This window comes from Rhodococcus sp. BP-241 (assembly GCF_019836145.1).
GTDB lineage: Bacteria > Actinomycetota > Actinomycetes > Mycobacteriales > Mycobacteriaceae > Rhodococcoides.
Genome location: NZ_JABUEI010000017.1, coordinates 14,684 through 39,905 on the forward strand (window position 1 = coordinate 14,684; position 25,222 = coordinate 39,905).

Annotated in this window: 22 protein-coding genes; 13 read left to right on the forward strand and 9 right to left on the reverse strand. The window is 68.9% G+C overall.

The window, feature by feature from the left end:
• Positions 1-2: 2 nt before the first annotated feature.
• Positions 3-869, forward strand: coding sequence for an Fpg/Nei family DNA glycosylase (locus HQ308_RS21670; protein ID WP_027504169.1), 867 nt, complete (start codon positions 3-5; stop codon positions 867-869).
• A gap of 3 nt (positions 870-872) precedes the next feature.
• Here HQ308_RS21670 and HQ308_RS21675 read toward each other — a convergent pair whose 3' ends face one another.
• Positions 873-2,441: a carboxylesterase/lipase family protein gene (locus HQ308_RS21675; protein ID WP_222647886.1), complete on the reverse strand. Its 1,569-nt coding sequence runs from the start codon at positions 2,439-2,441 to the stop codon at positions 873-875.
• Positions 2,442-2,482: 41 nt separating this feature from the next.
• On the opposite strand from HQ308_RS21675, the gene HQ308_RS21680 reads away from it, so the two are divergent.
• Entirely contained in the window at positions 2,483-3,076 is a 594-nt protein-coding gene (locus tag HQ308_RS21680; RefSeq protein ID WP_027504168.1) for a hypothetical protein, read from the forward strand.
• On the opposite strand, the gene HQ308_RS21685 is transcribed toward HQ308_RS21680, so the two are convergent.
• Complete coding sequence (locus HQ308_RS21685; RefSeq protein ID WP_027504167.1) at positions 3,073-4,512, reverse strand: NAD(P)/FAD-dependent oxidoreductase; 1,440 nt, start codon at positions 4,510-4,512, stop codon at positions 3,073-3,075. The genes HQ308_RS21680 and HQ308_RS21685 overlap by 4 nt on opposite strands.
• Before the next feature lie 47 nt (positions 4,513-4,559).
• On the opposite strand from HQ308_RS21685, the gene HQ308_RS21690 reads away from it, so the two are divergent.
• On the forward strand, positions 4,560-5,312 hold the full coding sequence (locus tag HQ308_RS21690; protein WP_222647887.1) for an SDR family oxidoreductase: 753 nt from the start codon (positions 4,560-4,562) through the stop codon (positions 5,310-5,312).
• Here the strand turns inward: HQ308_RS21690 and HQ308_RS21695 are convergent, their stop codons facing one another.
• From HQ308_RS21695 to pgi, 4 genes are all read right to left on the reverse strand, one after another.
• Complete coding sequence (locus tag HQ308_RS21695) at positions 5,313-5,558, reverse strand: DUF2630 family protein (protein WP_027504165.1); 246 nt, start codon at positions 5,556-5,558, stop codon at positions 5,313-5,315.
• Between the two features lie 41 nt (positions 5,559-5,599).
• A complete protein-coding gene (locus HQ308_RS21700) occupies positions 5,600-6,880 on the reverse strand; it encodes a hypothetical protein (protein ID WP_222647888.1) in 1,281 nt (426 codons plus the stop codon).
• On the reverse strand, positions 6,877-7,638 hold the full coding sequence (locus tag HQ308_RS21705; RefSeq protein WP_222641565.1) for a crotonase/enoyl-CoA hydratase family protein: 762 nt from the start codon (positions 7,636-7,638) through the stop codon (positions 6,877-6,879). The genes HQ308_RS21700 and HQ308_RS21705 overlap by 4 nt, the downstream gene beginning before the upstream one ends.
• Before the next feature lie 165 nt (positions 7,639-7,803).
• A complete protein-coding gene (pgi, locus tag HQ308_RS21710) occupies positions 7,804-9,447 on the reverse strand; it encodes a glucose-6-phosphate isomerase (protein WP_222647889.1) in 1,644 nt (547 codons plus the stop codon).
• Positions 9,448-9,622: 175 nt separating this feature from the next.
• Between pgi and HQ308_RS21715 the strand changes: the two genes are divergently transcribed.
• Positions 9,623-11,104, forward strand: a complete 1,482-nt coding sequence (locus HQ308_RS21715) for an NAD-dependent succinate-semialdehyde dehydrogenase (protein WP_222647891.1) — start codon at positions 9,623-9,625, stop codon at positions 11,102-11,104.
• Positions 11,105-11,170: 66 nt separating this feature from the next.
• Here the strand turns inward: HQ308_RS21715 and HQ308_RS21720 are convergent, their stop codons facing one another.
• Complete coding sequence (locus HQ308_RS21720; protein WP_027504161.1) at positions 11,171-11,497, reverse strand: chorismate mutase; 327 nt, start codon at positions 11,495-11,497, stop codon at positions 11,171-11,173.
• Positions 11,498-11,796: 299 nt separating this feature from the next.
• On the opposite strand from HQ308_RS21720, the gene HQ308_RS21725 reads away from it, so the two are divergent.
• A complete protein-coding gene (locus HQ308_RS21725) occupies positions 11,797-14,256 on the forward strand; it encodes a UvrD-helicase domain-containing protein (RefSeq protein ID WP_027504160.1) in 2,460 nt (819 codons plus the stop codon).
• A gap of 78 nt (positions 14,257-14,334) precedes the next feature.
• Here HQ308_RS21725 and HQ308_RS21730 read toward each other — a convergent pair whose 3' ends face one another.
• Complete coding sequence (locus HQ308_RS21730) at positions 14,335-15,543, reverse strand: M23 family metallopeptidase (RefSeq protein WP_027504159.1); 1,209 nt, start codon at positions 15,541-15,543, stop codon at positions 14,335-14,337.
• 244 nt (positions 15,544-15,787) lie between these two features.
• On the opposite strand from HQ308_RS21730, the gene HQ308_RS21735 reads away from it, so the two are divergent.
• The 5 genes from HQ308_RS21735 to HQ308_RS21755 all read left to right on the forward strand — a co-directional run bounded on the left by HQ308_RS21735 (position 15,788) and on the right by HQ308_RS21755 (position 20,767).
• Positions 15,788-17,257, forward strand: a complete 1,470-nt coding sequence (locus HQ308_RS21735) for a hypothetical protein (protein ID WP_222647892.1) — start codon at positions 15,788-15,790, stop codon at positions 17,255-17,257.
• A complete protein-coding gene (locus HQ308_RS21740; RefSeq protein ID WP_222647893.1) occupies positions 17,242-17,466 on the forward strand; it encodes a hypothetical protein in 225 nt (74 codons plus the stop codon). The genes HQ308_RS21735 and HQ308_RS21740 overlap by 16 nt, the downstream gene beginning before the upstream one ends.
• Before the next feature lie 137 nt (positions 17,467-17,603).
• Positions 17,604-18,767, forward strand: a complete 1,164-nt coding sequence (sucC, locus tag HQ308_RS21745; protein ID WP_222627394.1) for an ADP-forming succinate--CoA ligase subunit beta — start codon at positions 17,604-17,606, stop codon at positions 18,765-18,767.
• A gap of 14 nt (positions 18,768-18,781) precedes the next feature.
• On the forward strand, positions 18,782-19,684 hold the full coding sequence (sucD, locus tag HQ308_RS21750) for a succinate--CoA ligase subunit alpha (RefSeq protein WP_027504157.1): 903 nt from the start codon (positions 18,782-18,784) through the stop codon (positions 19,682-19,684).
• Positions 19,685-19,774: 90 nt separating this feature from the next.
• Positions 19,775-20,767 carry a zinc-binding alcohol dehydrogenase family protein gene (locus tag HQ308_RS21755; protein WP_222647894.1) on the forward strand — a complete coding sequence of 331 codons (993 nt, stop codon included), beginning with the start codon at positions 19,775-19,777 and terminating at the stop codon, positions 20,765-20,767.
• A gap of 1 nt (position 20,768) precedes the next feature.
• Here the strand turns inward: HQ308_RS21755 and HQ308_RS21760 are convergent, their stop codons facing one another.
• Positions 20,769-21,134 (reverse strand): VOC family protein, encoded by a 366-nt coding sequence (locus tag HQ308_RS21760; protein WP_056446979.1) that lies wholly within the window; start codon positions 21,132-21,134, stop codon positions 20,769-20,771.
• Between the two features lie 93 nt (positions 21,135-21,227).
• Between HQ308_RS21760 and HQ308_RS21765 the strand changes: the two genes are divergently transcribed.
• The 3 genes from HQ308_RS21765 (at position 21,228) to HQ308_RS21775 (ending at position 25,207) form a co-directional block, all read left to right on the forward strand.
• Positions 21,228-22,193: a YafY family protein gene (locus HQ308_RS21765; protein WP_056446982.1), complete on the forward strand. Its 966-nt coding sequence runs from the start codon at positions 21,228-21,230 to the stop codon at positions 22,191-22,193.
• A 252-nt stretch (positions 22,194-22,445) separates the two neighbouring features.
• Positions 22,446-23,903 (forward strand): HNH endonuclease signature motif containing protein, encoded by a 1,458-nt coding sequence (locus HQ308_RS21770; protein WP_222647895.1) that lies wholly within the window; start codon positions 22,446-22,448, stop codon positions 23,901-23,903.
• Between the two features lie 68 nt (positions 23,904-23,971).
• Positions 23,972-25,207, forward strand: a complete 1,236-nt coding sequence (locus tag HQ308_RS21775) for an acyl-CoA dehydrogenase family protein (RefSeq protein WP_222647896.1) — start codon at positions 23,972-23,974, stop codon at positions 25,205-25,207.
• Positions 25,208-25,222 lie beyond the last annotated feature (15 nt).

Below are 25,222 nucleotides of genomic sequence, written 5' to 3' on the forward strand. Positions count from 1 at the left end.
GTGTGCCGGAATTACCCGAGGTCGAGGCTCTCGCGGGCTTCCTCCGTGAGCATGCGCTGGGAGCGGTGATCGGGCGGATCGACGTGGCCGCGTTGAGCGTTCTCAAGACCTTCGACCCGCCGGTCACCGATCTGCAGGGCAAGGACGTCACGGGCGCGGCCCGGTGGGGCAAGCACCTCGGCATCGAGGCCGGCGGGCTCTGGCTCGTCACGCATCTGTCGCGCGGTGGCTGGCTGCGGTGGACGGACAATCCGTCGTCGGCGCCGCCCAAGCCGGGCAAGGGGCCGCTCGCACTCCGCGTCCATCTCTTCACGCCCGAGGGGCTCACCCCCGCGTTCGACCTCACCGAGGCGGGGACGCGCAAGCGGCTCGCCGTGTGGGTCGTGCGCGATCCGCAGGAGGTGCCCGGCATCGCCCGCCTGGGCCCGGACGCCCTCGCGGTGACGGAGCCGGAGTTCGCGGAACTACTCGCCCGCAAGAGTTCTCGGCTCAAGACCGCATTGGTGGATCAGCAACTGCTCGCCGGGATCGGCAATGCCTACAGCGACGAGATCCTGCACACCGCGAAGCTCTCGCCGTTCGCCACCACCGCCTCGCTCACCCCCGAGTCGGTGACCCTGTTGTGGACCACGATGCGCTCGGTCCTGCTCGACGCCGTCGCGCGGTCCGAGGGTCAGGACGCGGCGCGGCTCAAGGGCGAGAAGCGGTCCGGTATGCGGGTGCACGCGCGGACGGGCATGCCCTGCCCGGTCTGCGGCGACACCGTGCGCGAGGTGTCCTACGTCGACCGGTCGTTCCAGTACTGCCCCACGTGCCAGACCGGCGGCCGGATTCTCGCCGACCGCCGTCTGTCCCGTCTCGTGAAGTAGCCGTCAGCGGAAGTCCTGCGACGACTCGTTCTCCGTACCGGCCGAGGATCCGGTCGGTGTGTCGTAGCCGCTGAAGCCCTCCCACGCAGCGCGACGGGACCCGAGCGGATCGTTCTCCATCCGCGTCGCGCTGTCGAAGATCCGAGTGGCGCGCCTGGGCACCTCGTACTGAGTCCAGTCCGCCTCGGGCGCACCGGTTCTCGCGAAGGCGAGCCACTGCTTCTGCACCTCGTCGGTGACGGCCACCGAGCTGCCCCAGTCGCCCAGGATCGCGAAGAACTTCCCGACGCGGGCGCGGTAGACGCCGAACACGGCGAACAGTTCGGAACCGTGCGTCGAGTACAGCTTCAGCAGGTCGAACAACCGCGGTGAGTAGTCGTAGCGGTACACATAGGTGGGCGCGTGCTCGGTGTGCGCGTCCGCGATCTCCAGCGACGGTAGCCAGAAGGTGATGTCGCCGCCGAAGTCGATGGCGGACAGGCCCCTCGGGTATCCGGGGTACTCGGCGAGAATGCGATCCCTGGCCGACGGATCGGTGTTCGCGAACAGGCGGTCGATGCGCTCGGCATTCGTGGGAAGGGCGTCGAGCCACTTGGGGAACAGGGTGCCCTCGTGCTCGTTGCTGCCGATGATCATCGGGACGGGATGCGCGCGGCCCGATCGGTACGCCTCGAGCGGCGCCTCCGGCACGTAGTCCCCGTCGACGCTGGGGCCGAACGGAATGAGCCCCGGAGTCTCCTTCAGGCTCTTCGAACCCAGCCGGTGAGCCGCCTTCAGCAGGTCGGCGACGTCGGCTCCCGCGAGCGCGTCGGCGGCGGTGTCCGGAGTGGCACCGAGCAACTCGACGAAGTCGCGTCCCCACTTCTCGCTACGGTCGGACGTGGCGACCATGCCCGGCGCCGAGCTCTGCGAGATGGCCTTGTGGAAGAGGCCCTTCGTGGCGGGCACGGTCGTCAACGTGGTGACGGCGTTGCCGCCGGCCGATTCGCCGAAGATGGTGACGTTGTCCGGATCGCCGCCGAATGCGGCGATGTTGCGCTGGACCCACTGCAGCGCGGCGACCTGGTCCCGCAGCCCGAGATTGCTGTCGAAGGTCCGGTCGGGCGTCGAGAACTGTCGGAAGTCGAGGTACCCGAGGGCGCCGAGCCGGTAGTTGAGCGAGACGTAGACGATGTCGCCGCGGCGGACCAGCGACGTGCCCGAGTACATGGAGGTGGCCGACGTTCCCAGCGTGTAGGCGCCGCCGTGGATGAACACCATGACGGGGCGGGGGCCGGCGGGCGTGGTGGCCGGCGCGCTGACGTTCAGCGTCAGGCAGTCCTCGCTGGTGCCCTGTCCCTTGATGGGACCGATGGGGGAGCGGCCCGAGTCCTGGACCGCCGCGTCACCCCAGCGGGTGGCGTCCCGGACGCCCTCCCACGCCGTCGGCGGCTGCGGTGCCCGCAACCGCAGCGGTCCGACCGGCGGCTGCGCGTACGGGATGCCCCGCCACTGCGCGATACCGCGCGCGACGAATCCGCGGACCCGCCCCTCGCTCGTGGTGATCTCTGTCGAAAAGTCTCCCTGCCCCATCCGGTCGACTATACGGAGAGCCGAGTGAGCACACTCGGGGTATGACGTTCACCTGTCCCATCGAGATCGTGCAGCTTCTCGTGTCTCCGTCACATGCCTACTTCGGTCGCAGCAAGGACGGGCCCGCCGCCGACGTCCGCACGCAGCTGCCGTCGTCCGTCGAGGTGGTGACCGGGAAGGGCATCCGGGGCGACCGGTTCTTCGGCGTCCAGGCGCACACCGAGGCGGCGATCACGTTCCTGGCCGTCGAGGCGTGGGAGACGGCGGTCGCCGAGGCGAACGCCCTGCACCCGGACGACGAGCCGTGGGACGGGGACGTGAGCGTGGCCCGCCGCAACATCGTCGTGCGTGGTCTCGAACTCGACCCGCTCCGGGGCGAGGACTTCGTCATCGACACCGGTGACGGCCCGGTGCTCCTGCGAGGGGGGCGTCCCGCGCACCCGTGCGCGTGGATGGACAGCATGGTGGTGGACGGCACCCGCAAGGCGTTGATAGGACGCGGTGGTCTGCGCACCGCGCCGATCAGCTCGGGCACGCTGCGAGTCGGACACGGCGTCGTGATCTCCCCGGTCCCACTCGACCCCGAGCGAGCAGCACTGTCCGTACGGCGCGCCCAGCCGCTGCCGCGCGGCTAGCTTCCGCTGCGAGCGGCCTCGAGCAGGCGCAACCACACCTCGCTCATCGTCGGGTAGGACGGGACCGCGTGCCACAGGGTCTCCAGCGGGACGCGGCCGACCACCGCGATGGTGGCCGCGTGCAGGAGTTCCGCGACGCCCTGGCCGACCAGCGTGAATCCGACGATCACGTCGCTCGACGTGTCGATCACCATCGACGCGTGTCCGGCGAAGTCGTCCTGGCGCAGGGAGCTTCCCGCGACGGCGATGTCCATCTCGACCACCCGCACCGGCAGACCGGCGGCCCGCGCCTTCTTCTCGGTGAGGCCCACCGACGCCACCTCGGGGGTGGTGAAGACGACCTGGGGCACCTGGCCGTGGTCGGCACTCGCCCGGAACCTGCTGCCGTCGATCGATCGACCGTCGGCGCGCGCGGCGATGACGTCGCCGCACACGCGTCCCTGGTACTTGCCCATGTGGGTGAGCAGGGCGCGACCGTTGACGTCGCCCACCGCGTAGAGCCACTCGTCCTTCGCCGTCAGATGGTCGTCGACGGCGATCGAGTCCCCGGTGGGGAGGCCCACCGCGTCGAGTCCCAGGTCCTTGGTGGCCGGCCGTCGGCCGGCGGCGACCAGGATCTCGTCGACCTCGAGTGTGTCGTCGCCGATCGTCACCGAGGCGGGCCCACCGTGGAGGTGGCCGTACCCGGTGTCCTGCGCGTCGGGCCGCGACACCGTGGCGACCTGCGACTCGAACAGGATGCGCGCACCCGCGGCGGTCAGAGCGTCGGCCACCGCCGCCCCGGCGAACGGCTCCGATCCGGCCAGCAGCGAGGTTCCGCGCACGATCATCGTGACCTCGGCGCCGAGGGCCAGCAACCATGTCGCCGACTCGCAGGCGACCACGCCCCCGCCGATCACGATGATCCGCTCCGGCACCTCGTGCAGGTTGGTCGAATCGCGGGACGTCCACGGAAGTGCTTCGCGCAGTCCGGGAATCGGCGGCACCGTGGCCGTGGTGCCGGTCGCGAGGACCACCGCGTGCCGAGCGCGCAGGACCCGATCGCCCACTGTCACCTCGCGCTCGCCGGACACCCGGCCGTGACCGCGCACGACGTGGATGTTCGCGCCCTCGGCCCACGACACCTGGGAGGAGTCGTCGAGCCCGTGGGTGAAGCTCTCGCGGCGGGCGAACACCGCGTCGACGTCGAGTCGCGCGTCGCCGACGATCTCGCGGACCCCGGGCATCGCCCGGGCCTGGTTCAGCACGGAGGCGGGCAGGAGCAGCGCCTTGCTGGGCATGCAGGCCCAGTACGAGCACTCACCGCCCACCAGTTCGTGCTCGACGATGGCGGCGGTGCGATCACTGCCCGCGATCGCGTACTGCGCCGCGTTCTCGCCGACGGGTCCTCCGCCGATCACGATGACGTCGTACTCGTCGGTGCTGCTGTCGCTCACTGATCCTCCAGAGTTCTGAGTGGGTCGTGGTGGCTAGTGTGTGCCTGATGGGGAGACAGAAGATCGTGATCACCGGGGCCAGTTCGGGTCTGGGCGAGGAGATGGCGCGGCGGTTCGCGGCGATGGGCCGCGACGTGGGGCTGTGTGCCCGGCGGGTGGACCGGCTCGAGGCTCTGCGCGCCGAGCTCACCGCCCGGCATCCGGACATCACCGTGGCGGTCGCCGCGATGGACGTGACGGATCACGAGTCGGTGGTGTCGGGGATCGACGCGCTGCGGGAGACACTCGGCGGGCTCGACCGCGTGATCGTGAACGCCGGTCTCGGGAAGGGCGCGAGGCTCGGCACCGGCCGCGCGGACGCCAACCTCGAGACCGCACGCACCAACTTCGTCGGAGTGGTGTCCCAGGTCGAGGCAGCGCTGGCGGTGTTCCGTGAGCAGAATGCCGGTCACCTCGTCCTCGTGTCGTCGGTGAGTGCCGATCGCGGACTACCCGGATCCAAGGCTGTGTACTCCGCATCGAAGGCGGGAGTCTCGGCACTCGGCGAGGCGCTGGTCGCCGAACTCCGCCGCACACCCATCGCGGTCACCACGGTGCTGCCCGGATATGTCGCCACCGACATGTCCTCCCGCGCCGGAGACGCCGGTCGACTGATGTCCTCACTCGACGACGGCGTCTCCGCGATGGTCGCGGCCATCGAGAAGGAGGTCACGCGCTCCGCGCTGCCGGGCCTCACCTGGAAGGCGATCGACGTCGTGTTGCGCGTGCTCCCTCGTCGACTCACGGACGGGCTCGTCTAGCTACTGCAGGTAGTTCTCGACCTGTGAGACGGACTGCGCCTCGGCGTCGTCGGGGGAGAGTCCGGCGTCCTTCTTGGCGCGCCGCTGACGTAGCAGGTCCCAGCACTGGTCGAGTGCCTTCTCGAGCTGGTCGAGCTGCGCCCGCTCCTCGCTCGGATCGAGCTCGCCTGCTTCGGTGCGCGAACGCAACTCGTGCTCGGTGTCGACCAGGTCCTTGATCTTCGCGTAGATGTCGGTCTCACTCATGAACGCACTCACCTCTCTGAAGTCGGTGATGTTCACCGTACTCACCAGAAGTCGGGTGTGAGGTGGTGATGCCCGAGTGCCGTCGCGATCGCGTCGCGAACCTGCTCCACCGAGTGCGCCGCCGCAGGATCGGTGACCACCACCGACAGCGTGTAGGCGTGATCGTGGCGGCAGAGATAGGCCGACAGGATGGTCGGCGACGCGGCGGACTGCTCGTGTCGGAGTCCCGGGTGGATCGCCCGCGCGGCGACGCGCACCGCGGGGCGGCCGCCGATGGTGCGCACCGCCTCGGGAAGCGGGCCGATGTTGGAGCACAGAGCATCTCGCCGGCCCGTCGACGGCGCGAGGAGCGCGGCGGCGCGTTCGGGGACCACGTGCAGCAACTCGTCAGGGAAGCCCGCGGGACCGGTCAGCGGGCTTCGGTACGCCGTCTTCGCGCGTCGACGGATGTCGGCCAGTGAGTCGGATTCCGTGATGCGGACCGCCGTCACCGAGATCGCGTTGGCGCCGCCGGCCTCGACCTTCATCGGGACGCCGAGCAGGACGGACCCGTCGGTGTCGCCGGACGTGCCCGAACATCTCAACGTCGCGACGACGGCCGCGACGACGGACAGGAACACCACGTTCGGAGTGCCCGCTCCATCGGCGGCGATCCGATCCCACTGCGTCGCTTCGACATCGGTGCTCACGGACAGCGCTTCCCACGCGTCGGGACGGGCCGGCGCAGGAGTTCCGGTCCTCGACGCCTGCAGGTACTGCATCAGTTCGGCGCGCCGGGCGCGACTGACGGCGAGCGCGGAGACGGCCACGGCGGTGCGGCCGACGACGGTCGACAGTGTGGCCAGTGCATCGGCGGTGTCGGTGGTGCCGTCGTCCGGGGCGATCGGGTCCGGGACGCCGGACAGCGCCGCCGCTGCTGCGTCGATGAGTCCGCGTGCGTCGGCGATGACGTGGGAGCACACCAACGAGACGGCGGTTCCGTTCCCGCAGGGCGCCGCGGTCAGACGCCAGCCCGGTCCGTACTCGGGGTCGAGCGAGACGTCGGCGCCCGACTCGGCCCAGCGGACCGGGTCGTCGGTCGGCTCCGTCCACCGGACGCCGGCGCGCCCCGATGCCCGGACCCAGCGCCGACGCGCGCCGGGCAGACGCGAGCTGACGATCCGCACACCCAGACGACCCTCGGCGAGCCGGGCGTCGATCAGGTCGAGAGCGCCGGGGGTGATGGGCTCCTCTGTGACCCAGAGGCCCTGCATCGCAACGGGTATGCCGAAGCCTCGATGTGTGCGGAGGAAGATCTCGTCGACGACGGAGAGGCGAGTCACTCGAGCGGTGCTCCGTGTCGCCCGGCGCCGGACGCAAACTTCTGTGCGCCGTCGAACGCGTCGACGAGCGAGGTGGCACCGTGCCGGAACTCGTTCGCCATCGCCGCGCGGTGGTCCAGGCCCTCCTGCTCGAGCGCCGACAGTCGGTCGCCGCGCAGGCACGCCTGCGGGAACTCGGCCAGGGACGCGGCGAGTTCCTCCGCGGCAGCGCGGCAGGTGCCCGTGGGGACGACCCGGTTGGCGAGTCCGAACGTCAGCGCTTCCTGCGCGTCGACGGCACGCCCGGTGAGGATCATGTCCATCGCCCGCGACGTACCGATCGCCCGCGGCAATCGCACCGTTCCGCCGTCGATCAGCGGCACACCCCAGCGCCGACAGAACACGCCGAACACGGCGTCCTCGTCGGCGACGCGCAGGTCGCACCACAGCGCGAGTTCGAGACCGCCGGCGACCGCATGGCCGGACACCGCGGCGATGACAGGCTTGGACAGTTCCATGCGTGTGGGCCCCATCGGCCCGTCACCGTGCTCGGTCGCCACGTTCGAGCGCTCGGTGCCCAGTGCCTTGAGGTCGGCACCGGCGCAGAAGGTTCCGCCGTCTCCCCACAGCACCGCGACCGATGCCGTCGGATCCGCGTCGAACTCCTCGAAGGCCTCCACCAGAGCGGCCGCCGTCGGACCGTCCACGGCATTGCGTGCCTCGGGTCGGTGAAGGATCACCGTGACCACCGGACCTCGGCGTTCGATCCGCACGTTCATGGTTCGACCGTACCGCTGCCACGCCCGGTTGTGGTTGTTCACGAGGCCGCCGAAGAAAGTTCGCCCGATGTGTAACGCCCGGACGGGTGGCGGCGACATGGTGTGTGAGACCGTGCCGGTCCGTCAGACCCCCGACCCGACGGACCGGCACGGTCTCGCTGTACGTCAGCGTCCGCGTTCGCTGCGGTACCAGTCGATCAGCGCACTCGTCGACGAATCGAGGTCCGCGCCCGGGCCGTCCGCATCGGTCAGCACCGGCGTCAGCTCCTGCGCCTGGGTCTTGCCCAGCTCGACTCCCCACTGGTCGAACGAGTCGATGCCGAAGATGACGCCCTCGACGAAGACCTGATGTTCGTAGAGGGCGATGAGCTGACCCACCACCGAAGGCGTGAGTTTCGGCGCGAGGATCGACGTCGACGGGCGGTTGCCCGGCATCACCTTGTGCGGCACGATGTCCGCGTCCGTGCCCTCGGCGGCGATCTCCTCCGCCGTCTTGCCGAAGGCCAACACCTTGGTCTGGGCGAAGTAGTTGCTCATGAGCAGGTCGTGCATGCTGCCCGTGCCGTCCGCGGTGGGAAGATCGTCCGTCGGCTCGGCGAAGCCGATGAAGTCCGCCGGCACGAGTCGTGTTCCCTGGTGCAGCAATTGGTAGAAGGCGTGCTGGCCGTTGGTTCCGGGCTCGCCCCAGAAGATCTCGCCGGTGTCCGTCGTGACGGGCGTTCCGTCGGCCCTCACCGACTTGCCGTTCGACTCCATGGTGAGCTGCTGCAGGTAGGCGGCGAACCGGTTCAGATCGTTCGAGTACGGCAGCACCGCCCGGGACTGCGCGCCGAAGAAGCTGGAGTACCAGACGCCCAGCGTGCCCAGCAGGATCGGCGCGTTGGACTCGAGCGGCGCCTCGCGGAAGTGCTGGTCGATCAAGTGGAAGCCCTCGAGGAAGTCCGCGAACGCCTCGCGGCCGACGGCGAGCATCACCGACAGACCGATGGCGGAATCGACCGAGTAGCGGCCGCCGACCCAGTCCCAGAAGCCGAACATGTTCGCGGTGTCGATGCCGAAGTTCGACACCTTCTCCGCATTGGTGGACACCGCGACGAAGTGCTGGGCGACGGCGTCGTCACCGAGTGCGGCCGTGAGCCATCGCCGGGCGGCCGTGGCGTTGGTCAGCGTCTCGAGTGTGCCGAAGGTCTTGGAGGCGACGATGAACAGCGTCGACGCCGGGTCCAGGTCGGCGAGGGTGCCGACGAGATCGGCCGGGTCGACGTTCGAGACGAAGCGCGCCGAGATGCCCGCGTCGGCGTAGTGCCGCAGAGCCTGGTAGACCATCACCGGACCCAGGTCGGAGCCGCCGATCCCGATGTTGACGACGGTGCGGATCCGCTCACCGGTGGCGCCGGTCCACGCGCCGGATCGCGCTCGATCGCTGAAATCGCCCATCCGCGTGAGGACCTCGTGCACGTCGGCCACCACGTCCTGGCCGTCGACCTCGAGTGACGCGTCCGACGGCAGACGCAGCGCGGTGTGCAGCACGGCCCGGTTCTCGGAGGTGTTGATGTGCTCGCCCGCGAACATGGCGTCCCGACGCCCGGTGACGTCCGCTGCGCGTGCGAGGTCGAGCAGCAGTTCGAGCGTCTGCCGCTCGACCCGGTGCTTGCTGTAGTCGATGTACAGGTCGCCCGCGGTGACGGTCAGCTCGCTCCCACGCGACGGATCGTCGGCGAAGAAGTCACGGAGGTGGCGATCGGCCACGGCCTCGTGATGCGAGACGAGCTCGGTCCAGGCTTCGGTGCTCGTGATGTCGGCGCTCATGAGCCCTGACCCTAATCGCTGGGCACCCGAGCCGCTGGGACATGCCGACCGGCCTCCGGCCTGCCCGCTGACATGCCGACCGGCCTCCGGCAGTGCGTGACGAGTCCGCCCCCACGGGGTAGACAGTCGGTACCACCGGGCGACCCGGCGAGCAGCGACGAGGAGTGCGAGAGACGTGAGCGAAGGAACGAGCAGCGCAGCGACGACCCGGGAGAAGGACCTGATCGCGTCCGTCCCCACGAAGTTGTGGATCGGAGGCAAGCAGGTCGACGCGGAGAACGGCGCCACGTTCCCGGTTCGGGATCCCTCGACCGGGGAGGTGCTCACCGAGGTCTCGGACGCGAGTCCCGCCGACGCCGCACGCGCGCTCGACGAGGCCGTCGCGGTGCAGAAGTCCTGGGCCGCCACCCCGGCGCGACAGCGCGGCGAGATCCTGCGGGCGGTCTTCGAGTCGATCACCGAGCACGCCGACGACATCGCACTGCTCATGACGCTGGAGATGGGCAAGGCCTTTGCCGAGAGTCAGGCCGAGGTGAAGTACGGCGGAGAGTTCTTCCGCTGGTTCTCCGAGGAGGCGGTCCGCATCGCGGGGCGGTACACGCCGGCGCCCGCGGGCAACGGCCGGATTCTGGTGACCAAGCAGCCCGTCGGCCCGGTGCTGGCGATCACGCCGTGGAACTTCCCGCTGGCGATGGGCACCCGCAAGATCGGGCCCGCACTCGCGGCGGGATGCACGATCCTGGTGAAGCCCGCCTCGGAGACTCCGCTGACGATGCTCTACCTGGCGAAGCTCATCTCCGAGGCCGGGCTGCCCGAGGGCGTGCTGTCGGTACTGCCGACGTCGAAGTCCAGCGCTGTCACCGGGCCGTTGATCGACGATCCTCGACTGCGCAAGTTGACCTTCACCGGCTCCACCGAGGTGGGGCGGATGCTCGTGGAGAAGTCGTCGAAGAATCTGCTGCGGACGTCGATGGAGCTGGGCGGCAATGCGCCCTTCGTCGTGTTCGACGACGCGGACATCGACGCCGCCGTCGAGGGGGCGATGCTCGCCAAGATGCGCAACGGCGGCGAGGCCTGCACGGCCGCCAATCGGTTCCACGTGCAGAACTCGGTCAAGGACGAGTTCGTCGCCAAGGTGACCGAGAAGATGCGCGCCATGACGGTCGGGCGGGGCAGTGATCCGGACACGAAGCTCGGACCGCTGATCAACGAGGAGCAGCGTGACACGGTGGCCGAACTCGTCGACGACGCGGCGTCCAAGGGCGCGACCGTCGCTCTCGGCGGCACTGCGGAGGACGGGCCGGGCTGGTTCTACCCCGCCACCGTGCTGACCGACGTGCCCGGCGACGCCCGAATTCTGAGCGAGGAGGTCTTCGGACCGGTGCTCGCGGTGCGCGGCTTCGAGACCGAGGAGGACGGCATCGCTGCGGCGAACGACACCGAGTTCGGCCTGGCCGCGTACATCTTCACGCGGGATCTGGACCGGGCGCTGCGCGTGGCGGAGGCCGTGGAGACCGGCATGGTGGGTGTCAATCGCGGGGTGATCTCCGACGCGGCCGCACCGTTCGGTGGGATCAAGGCGTCGGGATTCGGTCGCGAGGGCGGAAGCGAGGGGATCGAGGAGTACCTCGAGACCAAGTACATCGCCCTGCAGTGATGCGGTGAGGCACGGGAACCGCCCGTCGTCTGGGCGGTTCCCGGTCGAGCTCTACGAGCGGTGGACTCAGTGTCCGAGGCGGCCGCGGCCCAGGCGGAGCAGGAGCATGGCCAGCGTGTGACCCTCCTGGCCGAGGTCGCTGAAGCGCTGGAGGACCTTCATCTCGCGGCTGTGGACGAGGCGGGGTCCGCCCTGTGCCATCCGCGTCTGACCGATGGTGCGGGAGACCTCGGAGCGGCGCTTCACGGCGGCGAGGATCTCGGCATCGAGGCGGTCGATCTCCTTGCGGAGCTCGTCGATCTCGGCTTCGGACGTCGGCAGGTTCGCGTCGTCGGCGTGATCGTTCGACTCGGACGATGCCGATGCTGCGGTGGTGTGAATCGCTGTGCTCATATCAACTCCTCGTGTCAGAACGTGTGTCGCTCTGCTCTCACGTTCTGTTACGCGATTTCCACGAATTTCTGCGGAAGTCACGAAACGCCTGGTCACTACGGTCGGGTGCAGTCGGTGTGATGCCGTTCGCCGGTCGAGCCCGGGCAAGAGTATGCCCGTGTCACTCCCCACGTAAAGAAGGAGCAATTGCAGATCGGCGTGATACGGCGAGCGGCAGAACTCCGACACGACAGGGATTCGGCGCCCACGGCCCGAGTGATGGTGTCGGTGTCGGTGACCGCCGGTAATCTGGACGGACGATGAACACACAGTCACCCGCACGTGCCACCAGGTCCTCGGACCAGCTCCTCGAGGGCCTCAATCCCCAGCAGCGCGAGGCAGTGATGCACTCGGGGGGACCGTTGCTCATCGTGGCGGGCGCCGGTTCGGGCAAGACCGCGGTGCTGACCCGTCGCATCGCATATCTCCTGGCGGAGAGAGATGTCACACCCGGCCAGGTCCTCGCGATCACGTTCACCAACAAGGCCGCGGCGGAGATGCGGGAACGCGTCGTCCAGTTGGTCGGGCCGCGGGCCAACTTCATGTGGGTGAGCACGTTCCATTCGAGCTGCGTGCGGATCCTCCGCAGCCAGGCGGCGCTGCTTCCCGGCCTCAACTCGAACTTTTCCATCTACGACGCGGACGACTCGCGTCGGCTCCTCACGATGATCGGCAAGGATCTGCAGCTCGATCCGAAGAAGTTCTCGTCGCGTCTGCTGGCGACGCAGATCTCCAATCTGAAGAACGAGCTGATCGATCCGGACCAGGCCGTCGCCGACGCGGAGAAGGAGCCGGCCGAGCTGCCGGCCGTCATCGCGAAGGTCTACGGCCACTACCAGCAGCGTCTGCGGGCGGCCAACGCGTTCGACTTCGACGATCTCATCGGCGAGACGGTGGCACTGCTGCAGAGCCATCCGGACGTCGCCGAGTACTACCGGCGCCGCTTCCGCCACGTCCTCGTCGACGAGTACCAGGACACCAACCACGCGCAGTACATGCTGGTGCGCGAGTTGGTGGGCACCGGATCGACGGCGGAGGGCGAGGTCGCGGCAGTTCCCCCGAGCGAACTGTGCGTGGTGGGCGACGCCGACCAGTCGATCTACGCGTTCCGCGGCGCGACCATCCGCAACATCGAGGAGTTCGAGCGCGACTATCCGGATGCGCGGACCATCCTGCTCGAGCAGAACTACCGGTCCACCCAGACCATCCTGGCGGCAGCCAACGCCGTCATCGCGCGCAACACCAACCGTCGTGACAAGCGGCTGTGGACGGACACCGGCGACGGCGATCCGATCATCGGCTACGTGGCGGACAACGAGCACGACGAGGCCAAGTTCGTGGCGTCGGAGATCGATCGGCTGGTCGACGGCACCGACTACAAGTACTCCGACGTCGCGGTGTTCTACCGGACCAACAACTCCTCGCGCGCGCTCGAGGAGATCTTCATCCGCCTCGGTCTGCCCTACAAGGTGGTGGGCGGTGTGCGCTTCTACGAGCGCAAGGAGGTACGCGACGTGGTCGCGTACCTCCGCGTGCTGGCCAATCCGGACGACACGGTGAGCATGCGGCGCATCCTCAACACCCCGCGCCGCGGCATCGGCGATCGTGCCGAGGCCTGTGTCGCCGTGCACGCCGAGCGGAAGAACATCAGCTTCAACGCCGCGCTCCTCGATGCCGCGGCCGGCTCCGTGGCGCTGCTCAACACGCGCGCGCAGAACGCCATCGCGTCGTTCATGGAGATGATCGGCGAGCTGCGGGCCACCATGAACGCGACCGATGCCGACGGAAACGACGTCGCGGACATCGGCGACATCGTCGAGGCGGTGCTCGACCGCACGCGGTATCGCGCCGAACTCGAGGCCAGCTCGGATCCCCAGGACGGCGCTCGCCTCGACAACCTCAACGAACTGGTCAGCGTGGCCCGCGAGTTCAGTGCCGACGCACGCAACCTTCAGGGCATCGAGGATCTCGAGGTGGGGGTCGACATCAACGCGGACCTCGACGTCGCGTCCGCAGAACCAGAGGACACCGACGGTGTGGCCGAGCCGGGTTCGCTCGCCGCCTTCCTCGAGCGGGTCTCGCTGGTGGCCGACACCGACCAGATCCCGGACAACGGCGACGGTGTCGTCACGCTCATGACGCTGCACACGGCCAAGGGGCTCGAGTTCCCGGTCGTGTTCGTCACCGGGTGGGAGGACGGCCAGTTCCCGCACATGCGAGCGCTCGGTGATCCTGCGGAGTTGTCCGAGGAGCGTCGACTCGCCTACGTGGGCATCACGCGTGCGCGGCACCGGCTCTACCTCACTCGCGCGATCATGCGCTCGGCGTGGGGGCAGCCCATCAACAACCCCGAATCGCGCTTCCTGCAAGAGGTTCCGCAGCATCTCATCGACTGGAAACGGGAGGATCCCGGCGTCGGCAGCGGGTTCGGTTCCAGTGGTGGCTCGGGGCGCCAGCGCGACTGGACGTCGAATCCCCGTGGTGGATGGTCCGGTGGGTCGTCGCCGTCGGCCACCCCGACACCCAGCTTCGGCAAGGCCCGGTCCAACAACACCCTGACGCTCGCCGTGGGTGATCGCGTGAGCCACGACAAGTACGGTCTCGGGACCGTCGTCGAGTCCGAGGGATCAGGTCAGCGTGCGATGGTGCTGATCGACTTCGGCACGTCCGGTCGAGTGAAGATGATGCTCATCGGCGGAGTGCCGATGACCAAGCTGTGAGAGGGCACGGAAGAAAGGTCCGGCGCCACCGTGCATGACGGTGACGCCGGACCTTCGACGTTGTGGAGGTGTGGGAACTCAGTCGCGCTCGGGGCCGAGAGCGATACCGCGGGACGCCAACCAGGGGAGCGGGTCGATCTTGTTGTCGCCCGTGAGGTGGACCTCGAAGTGGAGGTGCGGGCCGGTGGACTGGCCGCGGTTGCCCATCTTGGCGATCTCGTCGCCGGCCATGACCGTCTGGCCCACCTGGACCTCGGACGAATCGATGTGGCCGTACACGGTGATGGTGCCGTCGGCGTGCTGCAACCGGACCCACAGTCCGAAGCCGGCCGCGGGGCCCGAGTCGATGACGGTGCCGTCGGCCACGGCGTACACCGGCGTGCCGATGGCGTTGGCGATGTCCACGCCGGCGTGCAGCGTGCCCCACCGCGAGCCGAAGCCGGAGGTGTAGGTGCCGAGCGCAGGCAGTGCGAAGAGGGGACGCCGTGCAGCGGCCTCGCGAGCCTCGCGCTCCTCGCTGAAGCGCTGGCCCTTCGCCAGGAGCTCCGAGAACTGGCCCAGGTCGACCGGTGCGGCGATGTTGAGGATCTGCGGTGCCGCGGACGTGGAGGGGGCCGTGACGGGCGCTCCGGTCGACGTGGCGGTGGGCACCGAGTCGACGTGCGCGGCCGGCTGGTCCGCGACGATGCCGGCGGCGGTGGAGCTGTCGACGATTCCTGCGGACGCGGCAGCTGCCGGGGCCTGGCCGGCGGCCAGCGCGTACTCGGAGGTCTCGGTGCGCTCGGCGGGCTGCGCGTTGTCGATCGCGGCCTGGCCGGCAGCGACGACCGCACCTGCGGCCACGGCGACGACAGCGACGCGTCCCTTGAGGGCGGACGGCGGAGCGGGGATGCGGTGGGCGCCGCTGCGCTTGACGGCGATCTCGTCCGCGATGGCAGCCGAGGTCACCGACGGTGCTGCCCCGGCCGGGGCGGTGACGAGGAAGGACGTCGCCGGTACCGAGCGGCGGCGGCGCGTGGGCGCATCGCCGAGGGGGGCCGGGGTGTACGCGGGCGCGGACGCCACGTAGTCGCTGGACTCGTGCGCACGGTCCCAGGGGGACGATGCTGCATCGGTCGAGAGGGCTTCGAGGGGGCCGGTGTCGGTCAGATGACCGTCCGCCGGCGTGAACACGGTGGTGTCGTGCTCGAACTGCTGGGCCTCGTACTGCTGGGAATCGAACCGACTGTCGTCGGTGGCGTCCGAGACGAAGCGTGAGCGTGTGAACGGAGTTCGGTGGTGCTGCAAGACCTGCCGTCCTCCTGATTCGTGACCTACCCGTGATGTGGAACCTCGTGGACGGTAACGAAATGGTCGCGGCGGGCGCAAGCCAAACGGCTTCTCGGGTCACATATGTGAGGTGGCTCACAAGGTGTCCTGGGTTTACTCGAGGACGAGTCCCGACGCCGATCAGGCACATCGGTGATCTTCCTGTGATCGAGGCGAGCGGCATCACGATCGGCGGAACGAGGACCGGATACCGTTCGTCATCGTGACACAGCCGACATCCGCGGGCCGTCGTACCTCTGGTTCCGCGTCCGACCCCGTCCGGCTCGGTGCCCGCGCTCTCGGAGTCGTCGGAGCGCTGGCGGTGGCGGCCGCTCCGTACGTTCCCGTCGTCGGCGGCGCCGACGTGGGCCCCCCGGTGCGGGGCGCGGCCGTCGTCTCGTCGGCGCTCTGGGCGGCGATCGCCCTGGCGCTCCTGGTGCGCGCGACCCGGCCGTCCACTCTGCCCGTGCTCGCGACGCTGGGCGCCGTCGCACTGGGATCGATCGTGGCCGATCTTCAGCTCTTCGTCGGAGCGATCGACGCCGACCGGCTGGAGCTGTTCCGTCCGATCTCGGCCGGCGCGCTGAAGGCGGGCCCGGGAGCCGTGGTGGTGACGCTCGGGCACGCGCTCGTCGTCGTCGCCGGGGCGCTGGCGGCACTCGCGCTGGCGCGGACGGTCGAGTGGGACGACGTCGACGAGGATCCCGTCGCTCGTCGATCGGCATCGGTCGTGGTCGCCGCGGGGGTCGCGGGCGCTCTCGCACTCGCCGCCTCGTTCCTCCTGCCCGCGTACGTGAGCACCGATGCCGTCGTCCTCGCTCCCGCTCCGGTCGCCGGACCCGTCGCGTCGGCTCTCGGCGGTGGACTGTCCGCGGTCGCGGTGCTGGTGGGTGTGGCCTACGCGTTCTCGTCGACCAGCAGGTCCGCGGCGGTCGGCGCACTGACCGGTGTGGTCGCGGCGTCGGCGACCGTCGTCGGCGTCCGCCTGGCTGCCGCGCTGGGGGCGGGCGACCGCATCGACCTCGGCGCGGGCACGGTCGTCGGAGTCGGCGGGCTCTTCGTCCTCGGCGTGGCCACGGTGGCGACGGCGCGCGCGACCTCCGGACCCACGACCTCCGTGCCCCGGCTCGCACGGTCCGCCGCTCCCTCGAACTCGACGCGGCGGCACGTCGTCGCGGGAGCGGTGACGGTCCTGACGGGCATCGCTCTCGGTGTCGGCGCCGTCCTGCCGCTTCTCGACGTCTCGACCGGCTCCGTCCCGACGGTGGTGGGGGATCGGGCGGTGGCCGCGTACGCCGTCGTGACCGTCGTCGGCGGCGTGCTGTTGCTCTTCTCGGAGTTCGCCGCCGCGGTGCGGCCTGCGGTGCCGCTGATCGTCACGGGCCATCTGGCGCTCGCGGCCGCGGTGCTGCAGGCGCTCGTGCTGGGCGTCGGTATCGACGGCGTGTCCGTCGGTGCGGGCGGCTGGCTGCTGGTCGTCGGCACGCTGCTCGGTCTGCTCACGCTCGCGCTCGTCGCCGCGGCGGGCGCCTCGGAGCGGGACGGCGTCGACACCAGCGATCTGGACGGGGCCTCGCGCCCCCTCGCAGCCGCGCTGGCCGTCGCGGCCGGGGTCGCCGCACTGGGGCTGCTCCTGCCGCAGTACGACGTGGTTGGGGAGACCGGCGGCTGGTACTCGTGGCCGCCGTCCTGATCGGCGCCGCCGTCGCGGCCCGCGCTCGGGCGTCGCGCGCCGCGGCGCTCCAGATCGGTTCCGCGGTGGCTCTGGCGGGTGTCGCGCTGAGCCCGATCCTCGGCGGCGCGGGCCCCGGCGTGACGGCGTCGTCGGGGGCCTTCGTGACCGCTGTCGGCGCTGCGGCATCGGCGCTGGTGGCGGCAGGATTTTTTCGTACTGGTGAGTAGATGTCGGCGCAGGTCGGTGATCTGAACCACAAGTTCGACGGGCTGTCGATCAGGCCTCTCGGTGGAAAGTTACAGTCGCAAGTCGGACCCGCTCCTACCCCTCGAGCGGGCGTCAACGCAGACGAGATGGTGAGCTGATGGATCTCTTCGAATACCAGGCGAAGGAACTCTTCGCCAAGCACGAGGTTCCGACGTCGGCAGGTCGTGTCACCGACACGGTCGCCGGTGCACGACAGATCGCCGAAGAAATCGGCAAGCCTGTCATGGTCAAGGCCCAGGTGAAGGTCGGCGGCCGCGGCAAGGCTGGCGGCGTGAAGTACTCCAAGGACGTCGCCGAGGCCGAGGCGAACGCGGAAGCGATCCTCGGACTCGACATCAAGGGCCACGTCGTCAAGAAGCTTCTCGTCGCGGAAGCCAGCGACATCGCGGAGGAGTACTACATCTCCTTCCTGCTCGACCGCACGAACCGCACCTACCTCGCGATGTGTTCCGTCGAGGGTGGTGTCGAGATCGAGGTCACCGCCGAGGAGAACCCGGACGCGCTCGCCCGCATCCCCGTCGACGCCGTCAAGGGTGTCGACCTCGCCTTCGCGCGTGAGATCGCCGAGGCCGGCAAGCTTCCCGCCGAGGTGCTCGACGCCGCGGCCAACACGATCCAGAAGCTGTGGGACGTCTTCATCAAGGAAGACGCGCTGCTCGTCGAGGTCAACCCCCTCGTGCGCACGCCGGACGACCAGATCCTCGCCCTCGACGGCAAGGTCACCCTGGACGCCAACGCGGACTTCCGCCAGAAGGGCCACGCCGAGTTCGAGGACGCCGACGCGGCGGACCCACTCGAAGCGAAGGCCAAGGAGAACGACCTCAACTACGTCAAGCTCGACGGACAGGTCGGCATCATCGGAAACGGTGCCGGACTGGTCATGTCGACCCTCGACGTCGTCGCCTACGCCGGTGAGGCGCACGGCGGAGTCAAGCCCGCCAACTTCCTCGACATCGGCGGCGGCGCCTCGGCAGAGGTCATGGCCGCAGGCCTCGACGTCATCCTCGGCGACTCGCAGGTCAAGAGCGTGTTCGTCAACGTCTTCGGCGGAATCACCGCGTGCGACGCGGTTGCCAACGGCATCGTCGGCGCTCTGAAGACGCTGGGCGACACCGCCTCCAAGCCGCTGGTCGTCCGCCTGGACGGCAACAAGGTCGAAGAAGGCCGGAAGATTCTCGCCGATGCTGCGCACCCGTTGGTGACACTGGCCGAGACCATGGACGAAGGCGCCGACAAGGCCGCCGAGCTGGCTGCGAAGTAGAGGGCACCGAAACCATGTCTATTTTCCTGAACAAGAACAACAAGGTCATCGTCCAGGGCATCACCGGCGGCGAGGGCACCAAGCACACCGCCCTGATGCTCAAGGCCGGCACGCAGGTCGTCGGCGGCGTCAACGCTCGCAAGGCCGGGACCACGGTCAAGCACACCGCAGCCGACGGTTCCGACGTCGAGCTGCCCGTGTTCGCCAGCGTTGCCGAGGCCATGGAGAAGACCGGAGCCGACGTGTCCATCGCGTTCGTGCCGCCGGCATTCTCCAAGGACGCCATCGTCGAGGCCATCGACGCGGAGATCCCGCTGCTCGTCGTCATCACCGAGGGAATCCCGGTGCAGGACAGCGCGTACGCGTGGGCCTACAACGTCGAAAAGGGCAAGAAGACCCGCATCATCGGGCCGAACTGCCCCGGCATCATCACCCCCGGCGAGGCACTGGTCGGCATCACGCCCGCCAACATCGCCGGCAAGGGCCCCATCGGCCTCGTCTCGAAGTCGGGCACCCTGACCTACCAGATGATGTTCGAGCTCCGTGACTTCGGCTTCTCCACCGCCATCGGCATCGGCGGCGACCCGGTCATCGGCACCACGCACATCGACGCCATCGAGGCGTTCGAGAACGATCCCGACACCGAGATCATCGTCATGATCGGCGAGATCGGTGGCGACGCCGAGGAGCGTGCAGCCGACTACATCAAGGCGCACGTCACCAAGCCCGTCGTCGGTTACGTCGCCGGCTTCACCGCTCCCGAGGGCAAGACCATGGGCCACGCCGGCGCCATCGTCTCCGGCTCGCTGGGAACGGCTCAGGCCAAGAAGGACGCTCTCGAGGCGGCCGGCGTGAAGGTCGGCAAGACGCCGTCCGAGACCGCTGCCCTCGCGCGCGAGATCCTCGAGAAGAAGTAGTCACTCTTTCTTCTCTCACACGAGGGAGGCCGGTTTCCCGCTCGGGAAGCTTGCCTCCCTCGTGTCGTTCCGGGGGACTACCGTCGAGGTATGAGCATTCCCGCGACTCACTCCGCCATCGTCTCCGTCGAACCCGACTCGCCGTTCGTGCAGATCGAGCGAGAGACTCCGTCGCCCACCGGATTCGACGTTCTCGTACGTGTCGACGCGGTGTCCGTCAATCCGGTGGACACGAAGGTTCGCTCGTCCTTCGATCCGTCCGACGGCCCGAAGGTCCTCGGTTTCGACGCCGTCGGTGAGGTCGTCGCGGTGGGTTCCGACGCCCGAATCTTCGAGCCCGGCGATCGAGTCTTCTATGCGGGATCCATAGCTCGGGACGGCAGCAACGCCCAGTACCAACTCGTCGACGAGCGGATCGTCGGCCATGCGCCGTCGTCACTGTCCGCCGAGGACGCCGCGGCCGTGCCGCTGACCGCCATCACCGCCTGGGAATCGCTGTTCGTCCGGCTCGGACTCGGGAAAGACAGCACCGGCACACTTCTCGTGATGGGGGCCGCCGGCGGTACCGGGTCGATGATCATCCAGCTCGCCCGGGCACTGACCTCGCTCACCGTCGTTGCCGCGGCATCGCGCGGCGAATCCCGCGACTGGGCAACGGAGATGGGCGCCCATCACGTCGTGGATCGGCACTCCCTCGTGGACGAGGTCGGTGCCCTGGCGCCGGACGGCGTCGAGTACGTGTTCTCGCCGTTCTCCGAGGGCAATGTCGGCGCCTACGCCGCGGTGATGGCAGTGCACGGCCAGGTCGTGGCGATCGACGATCCGGTCGGCCTGGACCTGATGCCGCTGAAGGCCAAGAGCCAGACCTGGCACTGGGAACTGATGTTCACGGTGCCGTTGTCGTTGCCGGAGAGCACTTCTCAGCACACCATCCTCGACGAGGTCTCGCGACTCATCGACAACGGAACTCTGCGGAGCACCCGCACCACTACTCTGTCACCGTTCGACGTGGACACCCTGCAGGACGCGCACCGGCGGGTGGAAAGTGGCGGCACCATCGGGAAGGTGGTCGTCGTTCGGTAGATCAGTCGATCGGCGAGACCCTGATGAGGTTGCCGTCGGGGTCGCTGACCACAAATGTGCGGCCGAAGACCGCGTCGTACGGCTCGTCGACGACACGGACTCCCTTCGAGACCCAGTTCGCGAAGACCTCGTCGACGGCAGACGCCGACCCGGGGACCATCAGTCCGACCTCGGTCGTGCGTGGAGTGTCCGGGGCCAGGTGCTCGCTGTAGCCGGTCCACAGCGCGAACAAGACGCCGGGGGCTACCTGGAAAGCGACATAGTGGGGACTGATGAAGGTCGGTTCGATCTCGAACAGGTCGCTGTAGAAGCTGGTAGCGGTCTCGGCGTCGCGGACGCCGATCAGGAACAGGTTCGGTGCGGGCACAGGAGCTCCTCGACTCGGTGAATTCTCGGTACCGCCACAGTGGACCGGCCTATCACGACAGAACCTGTCACCTTTTCTGCGAAGATCGGACGCATGAAGGCCTCCCGATTGCTGCACCTCTTGCTGTTGCTGCAGACCCGCCAACGCATCACCACCACGGAGCTGGCCGCGCGTCTGGAAGTATCGCGGCGGACCGTGCTGCGGGACGTCGAGGCGCTCTCGGCAGCAGGAGTGCCTGTGTACGCCGAACGTGGCCGCAGCGGTGGAATCGTCCTGCTCCCCGGTGCGCGGCTCAACGCGTCCCACCTGGAACCACCGGAGTTGGAAGCCCTTTCTCTGGCGGGTCTGGACAGCACGCAACGTGAGCGCATGGGCTTGTCGGCGATGTGGGAGTCGGCAGCACGCAAGATCGCCGCCCGCCAGGCCGCGACATCCACGGGCACGAGCCCATTGCGACTGGCGGACCTCGTGCTGGTGGACAGCACCCCGTGGTTTGCCGATTCAGAAGCAGCGGTCGACGTCGCCGATCTGGCATCGGCCCTGCAGGACCGACGCCGATTGCGAATCCGATACCGGCGGAGCGCCGAGAGTGAGGCCTCGACACGTGTGGTCGACCCGTACGGGATCGTGGCGAAGTCCGGCCGCTGGTACCTCGTCGCCGACCACCGAGGAGATGGACGACTGTTCTCTCTGGACCGACTCGCGGCTTTCGAACAACTCGACGCGCCAGTCTCTCTCCGACCCGGAGAAACCCTCCGCACCACATGGGCCGCGTTGAAGGACCGCACCGAGGGTCGAGGTCATGTGAGCGTGACCTTTCGCCTGCCGGAACACGGCCTCGACTTGGCGCGGCGCATCCTCGGGACACGCATCCACGATGTATCCGATCCGGAGAACGGAACATGCATTGTCGTCGTCGGCTACCCCGACATCGAGTCGGTGCGTCAACTGCTGCAATTCGGCGACCACATCGAGGTCCTCGCCCCAGACGCAGCCCGCACACGCATCAGCCAACTCGCGAAAGTCCTGGCCGAAACACACTCACCCCCATCCAGTTGACCGCCGATCGGGACGCCTCGAGCTCGATCGACGTGTCCGGTCAGTACGACCGGACGTGTTCTCGGGCACGGAATGTGTTGGTGGAAAGGCGATCTGCGCTCAATGTCCGCGCATGTATCGACGGCCGCAACGGATCGAAAAGCTGGAGCGCGCATCCGACGGCGTGACCCGAAAGTGTGTCGGTGGGGTGGGTTACTGTCTGTTCAGGTCGTCGGGGGCGGTCTGATCGGGGCATCACCGGGGGGTGAATTCGTGTACGACGCAGAGGTTTCGACGGATGTGTTGGTGTCGGCGAAGGTCGACGCTCAGGCGTCGTTCGCCCGGACCGTGTCGGCGTCGTGTGCGTACGTGCAGGAGTCGTCGCGTCGGCCGGCGGTGCTTGGTCCGGGTGGGGTGTTCGACGCGGAAGCTGCTGAGACCTGTGCGGTGGCGGAGGTCGCGGCGGCGTTGGCGGTGTCGACGCGCACGGTGACCGAGTGGCTGTTCCTGACCCGCACCGCGCATCCCGCGGTGGCGGAAGCGTTCGATGCGGGCCGGTTGGCGTATGCAGCGTTCCGGACGGTGTGCAGGTCGGTGGCCGAGGTTCCGAACGCCACCGAGGCCCTGCTGCAGCGGGTGATCGCTGCCGCGTCGAGGTGCACTCCGGGTGCGGTGGCAGCGGCGGTCGATCGGATTCTCGCGGAGTTCGATGCGGAGTGGCACCGGAAGGCGCGTGAACGGGCGGCGTCGGAGCGGTCGGCGACGGTGCGCAAGCGCCCTCGGGGTCAGGCGGAGCTGACGATTCGTGGTCCGGCGGAGCAGGTCGCCGCGGTGTGGCGGGTGATCGTGTCGGCGGCGCGTGGGGTGTGCGCGACGGATCCGCGGCCGCTGTCCGCGCGGTTGTTCGATGCAGCTCACGCGGTGCTCGCCGGCGGAGCTGTCGCGTGTGAATGTGCTGGCCATGACTGCGAACAGCGGGGGTCGGTCGCCCGTACCGAGGCTACTGCGGTGATCGTGCTCGATGCGGCCACGGCGGCGGGGTTGGCGGGGGAACCCGGCCACCTCGTGGGTTGGGGTCCGGTTCCTGCGGACGTGGCCCGGAGAATCGCCGGGGATGCGACGTGGCAGGCGATGATCACCGCGGCGAAGGTCGCGGAACCTCGGGCTGCGTGCAGCTGCCGATGCCCGGAACACGACCCGCCGACCGGCTCCGAACCACCGGGCACGCCGGTTCCCGCCGCCCGGCGGGAAGTCCGCCGAACTCGCCGCATGCCGGCAGGCTGGACACCGACCGCGGGGCGAATGGACAGCGTTCGAGCGCGGGCGGTGCGGGAGGACACCGAGTACCTCCGCGCGCTGCCACCATTGTCGTTGGACCGTGCCGTCGAGAACCCCGACGGACATGGGGGCTTCGCCGTGCCCCCGGCCGGGGCGTTGACCTACCGGCCGTCCGAGGCGGTCGCGGCGCTGGTGACAGCGCTGTATCCGACATGCATCCATCCGGGGTGTGCTGTGCCCAGCGAGGACTGCGATCTCGACCATGTCGTCCCGTTCGACCACACCGACCCGGAGAGAGGCGGCTGGACCGTCACCGGCAACCTCGCGCCGCTGTGCCGTCGGCACCACGGCCTGAAGACCCGGCGGCAGTGGCACCACCGCATGCTCCGGGACGGGATCGTCCATGTCCGCGACTCGCACGGCACCGACTACTTCACCGCACCCGGCGAGTGAGCGAACCGTTCGAATCACCCAGAGCGCAACGGTGGTTCCGCATCGACCCGGGCGATGTACTTCCGGGCATGACGATCACCGACACCCGCCCCGCCGGCGCCGCCACCGAACCGCGCTGGACCACCGCTCCCACGACGTCCGCGGAATGGATCGACCGTGCCCACGAGGTGGCCGCGATCCTCGCCGTCGACGCCGTCGCCCGTGATCGCGCCACCGAGGCGCCGCACGAGGAGGTGACGTTGTTGAAGGAGTCCGGTCTGGTCACGATCCTCGGGCCGACCGAGTTCGGTGGTGGCGGGCAGACCTGGGAGACCGCCTACCAGGTGATCCGCGCCGTGGCCGCCGCCGACGGGTCGATCGGACAGCTGCTCGGCTACCACCTGCTGTGGTTCTGGGCGGCACGTCTGGTCGGGACGAAGGAGCAGATCGCTGCCGTCGAACAAGCCGCCACCGAGAACACCTGGTTCTTCGGCGGCGCGGTCAACCCGCGCGACAACGACGTCGAGATCACCGACGAGGGCGACACGATCGTCTACAACGGTGCCAAGACGTTCTCCACGGGCAGTCGCGTGTCCGACGTGACCGTGCTCGAGGGGGTGCTCGCCGGTACCGACACCCACGTCTTCGCCATCGTTCCGTCGAACTCCGAGGGCCTGACGTTCCACGACGACTGGGACAACATCGGTCAGCGTCGCACCGAGAGTGGCAGTGTCACCATCGATCACGTCCGCACCGACTGGAGCTCGGCCGCCGGATTCGCGAACAAGGCGTTCGAGCCGCGGGTCTACAACACCCTCAACGTCCCGATCATCCAGCTGGTGTTCGTCAACTTCTACCTCGGCATCGCACGCGGAGCCCTCGAGACCGCTGCCGACTACACGCGCACCACCACGCGAGCGTGGCTGCACAGCACCGTGGACAACGCGCTCGACGAGCCCTACATCATCGACCTGTACGGAGACCTGACCGCGAAGCTCTGGGCCGCAGAGGCTCTCGCGGACGCCGTGGCCGCGGAGCAGCAGCGGATCCACGAGAACGCCTGGACCGTCACCGAGCACGAGCGCGGCGAGCACGAGGTGCGCGTCGCCGCGGCGAAGGCACGCGCCACGGAGGTCGCCCTGGAGATCACGTCGGGCATCTTCGAGGGGCTCGGCGCCCGCGCCACCGCGTCGAGTCACGGATTCGACCGCTTCTGGCGCAACGTGCGCACGCACACGTTGCACGATCCGGTGGCCTACAAGCGCCGCGAGATCGGCCGCCACGTGCTCACCGGCGAGTTGCCCCAGCCCACCTGGTACTCCTGAAATCATATGTCGCGC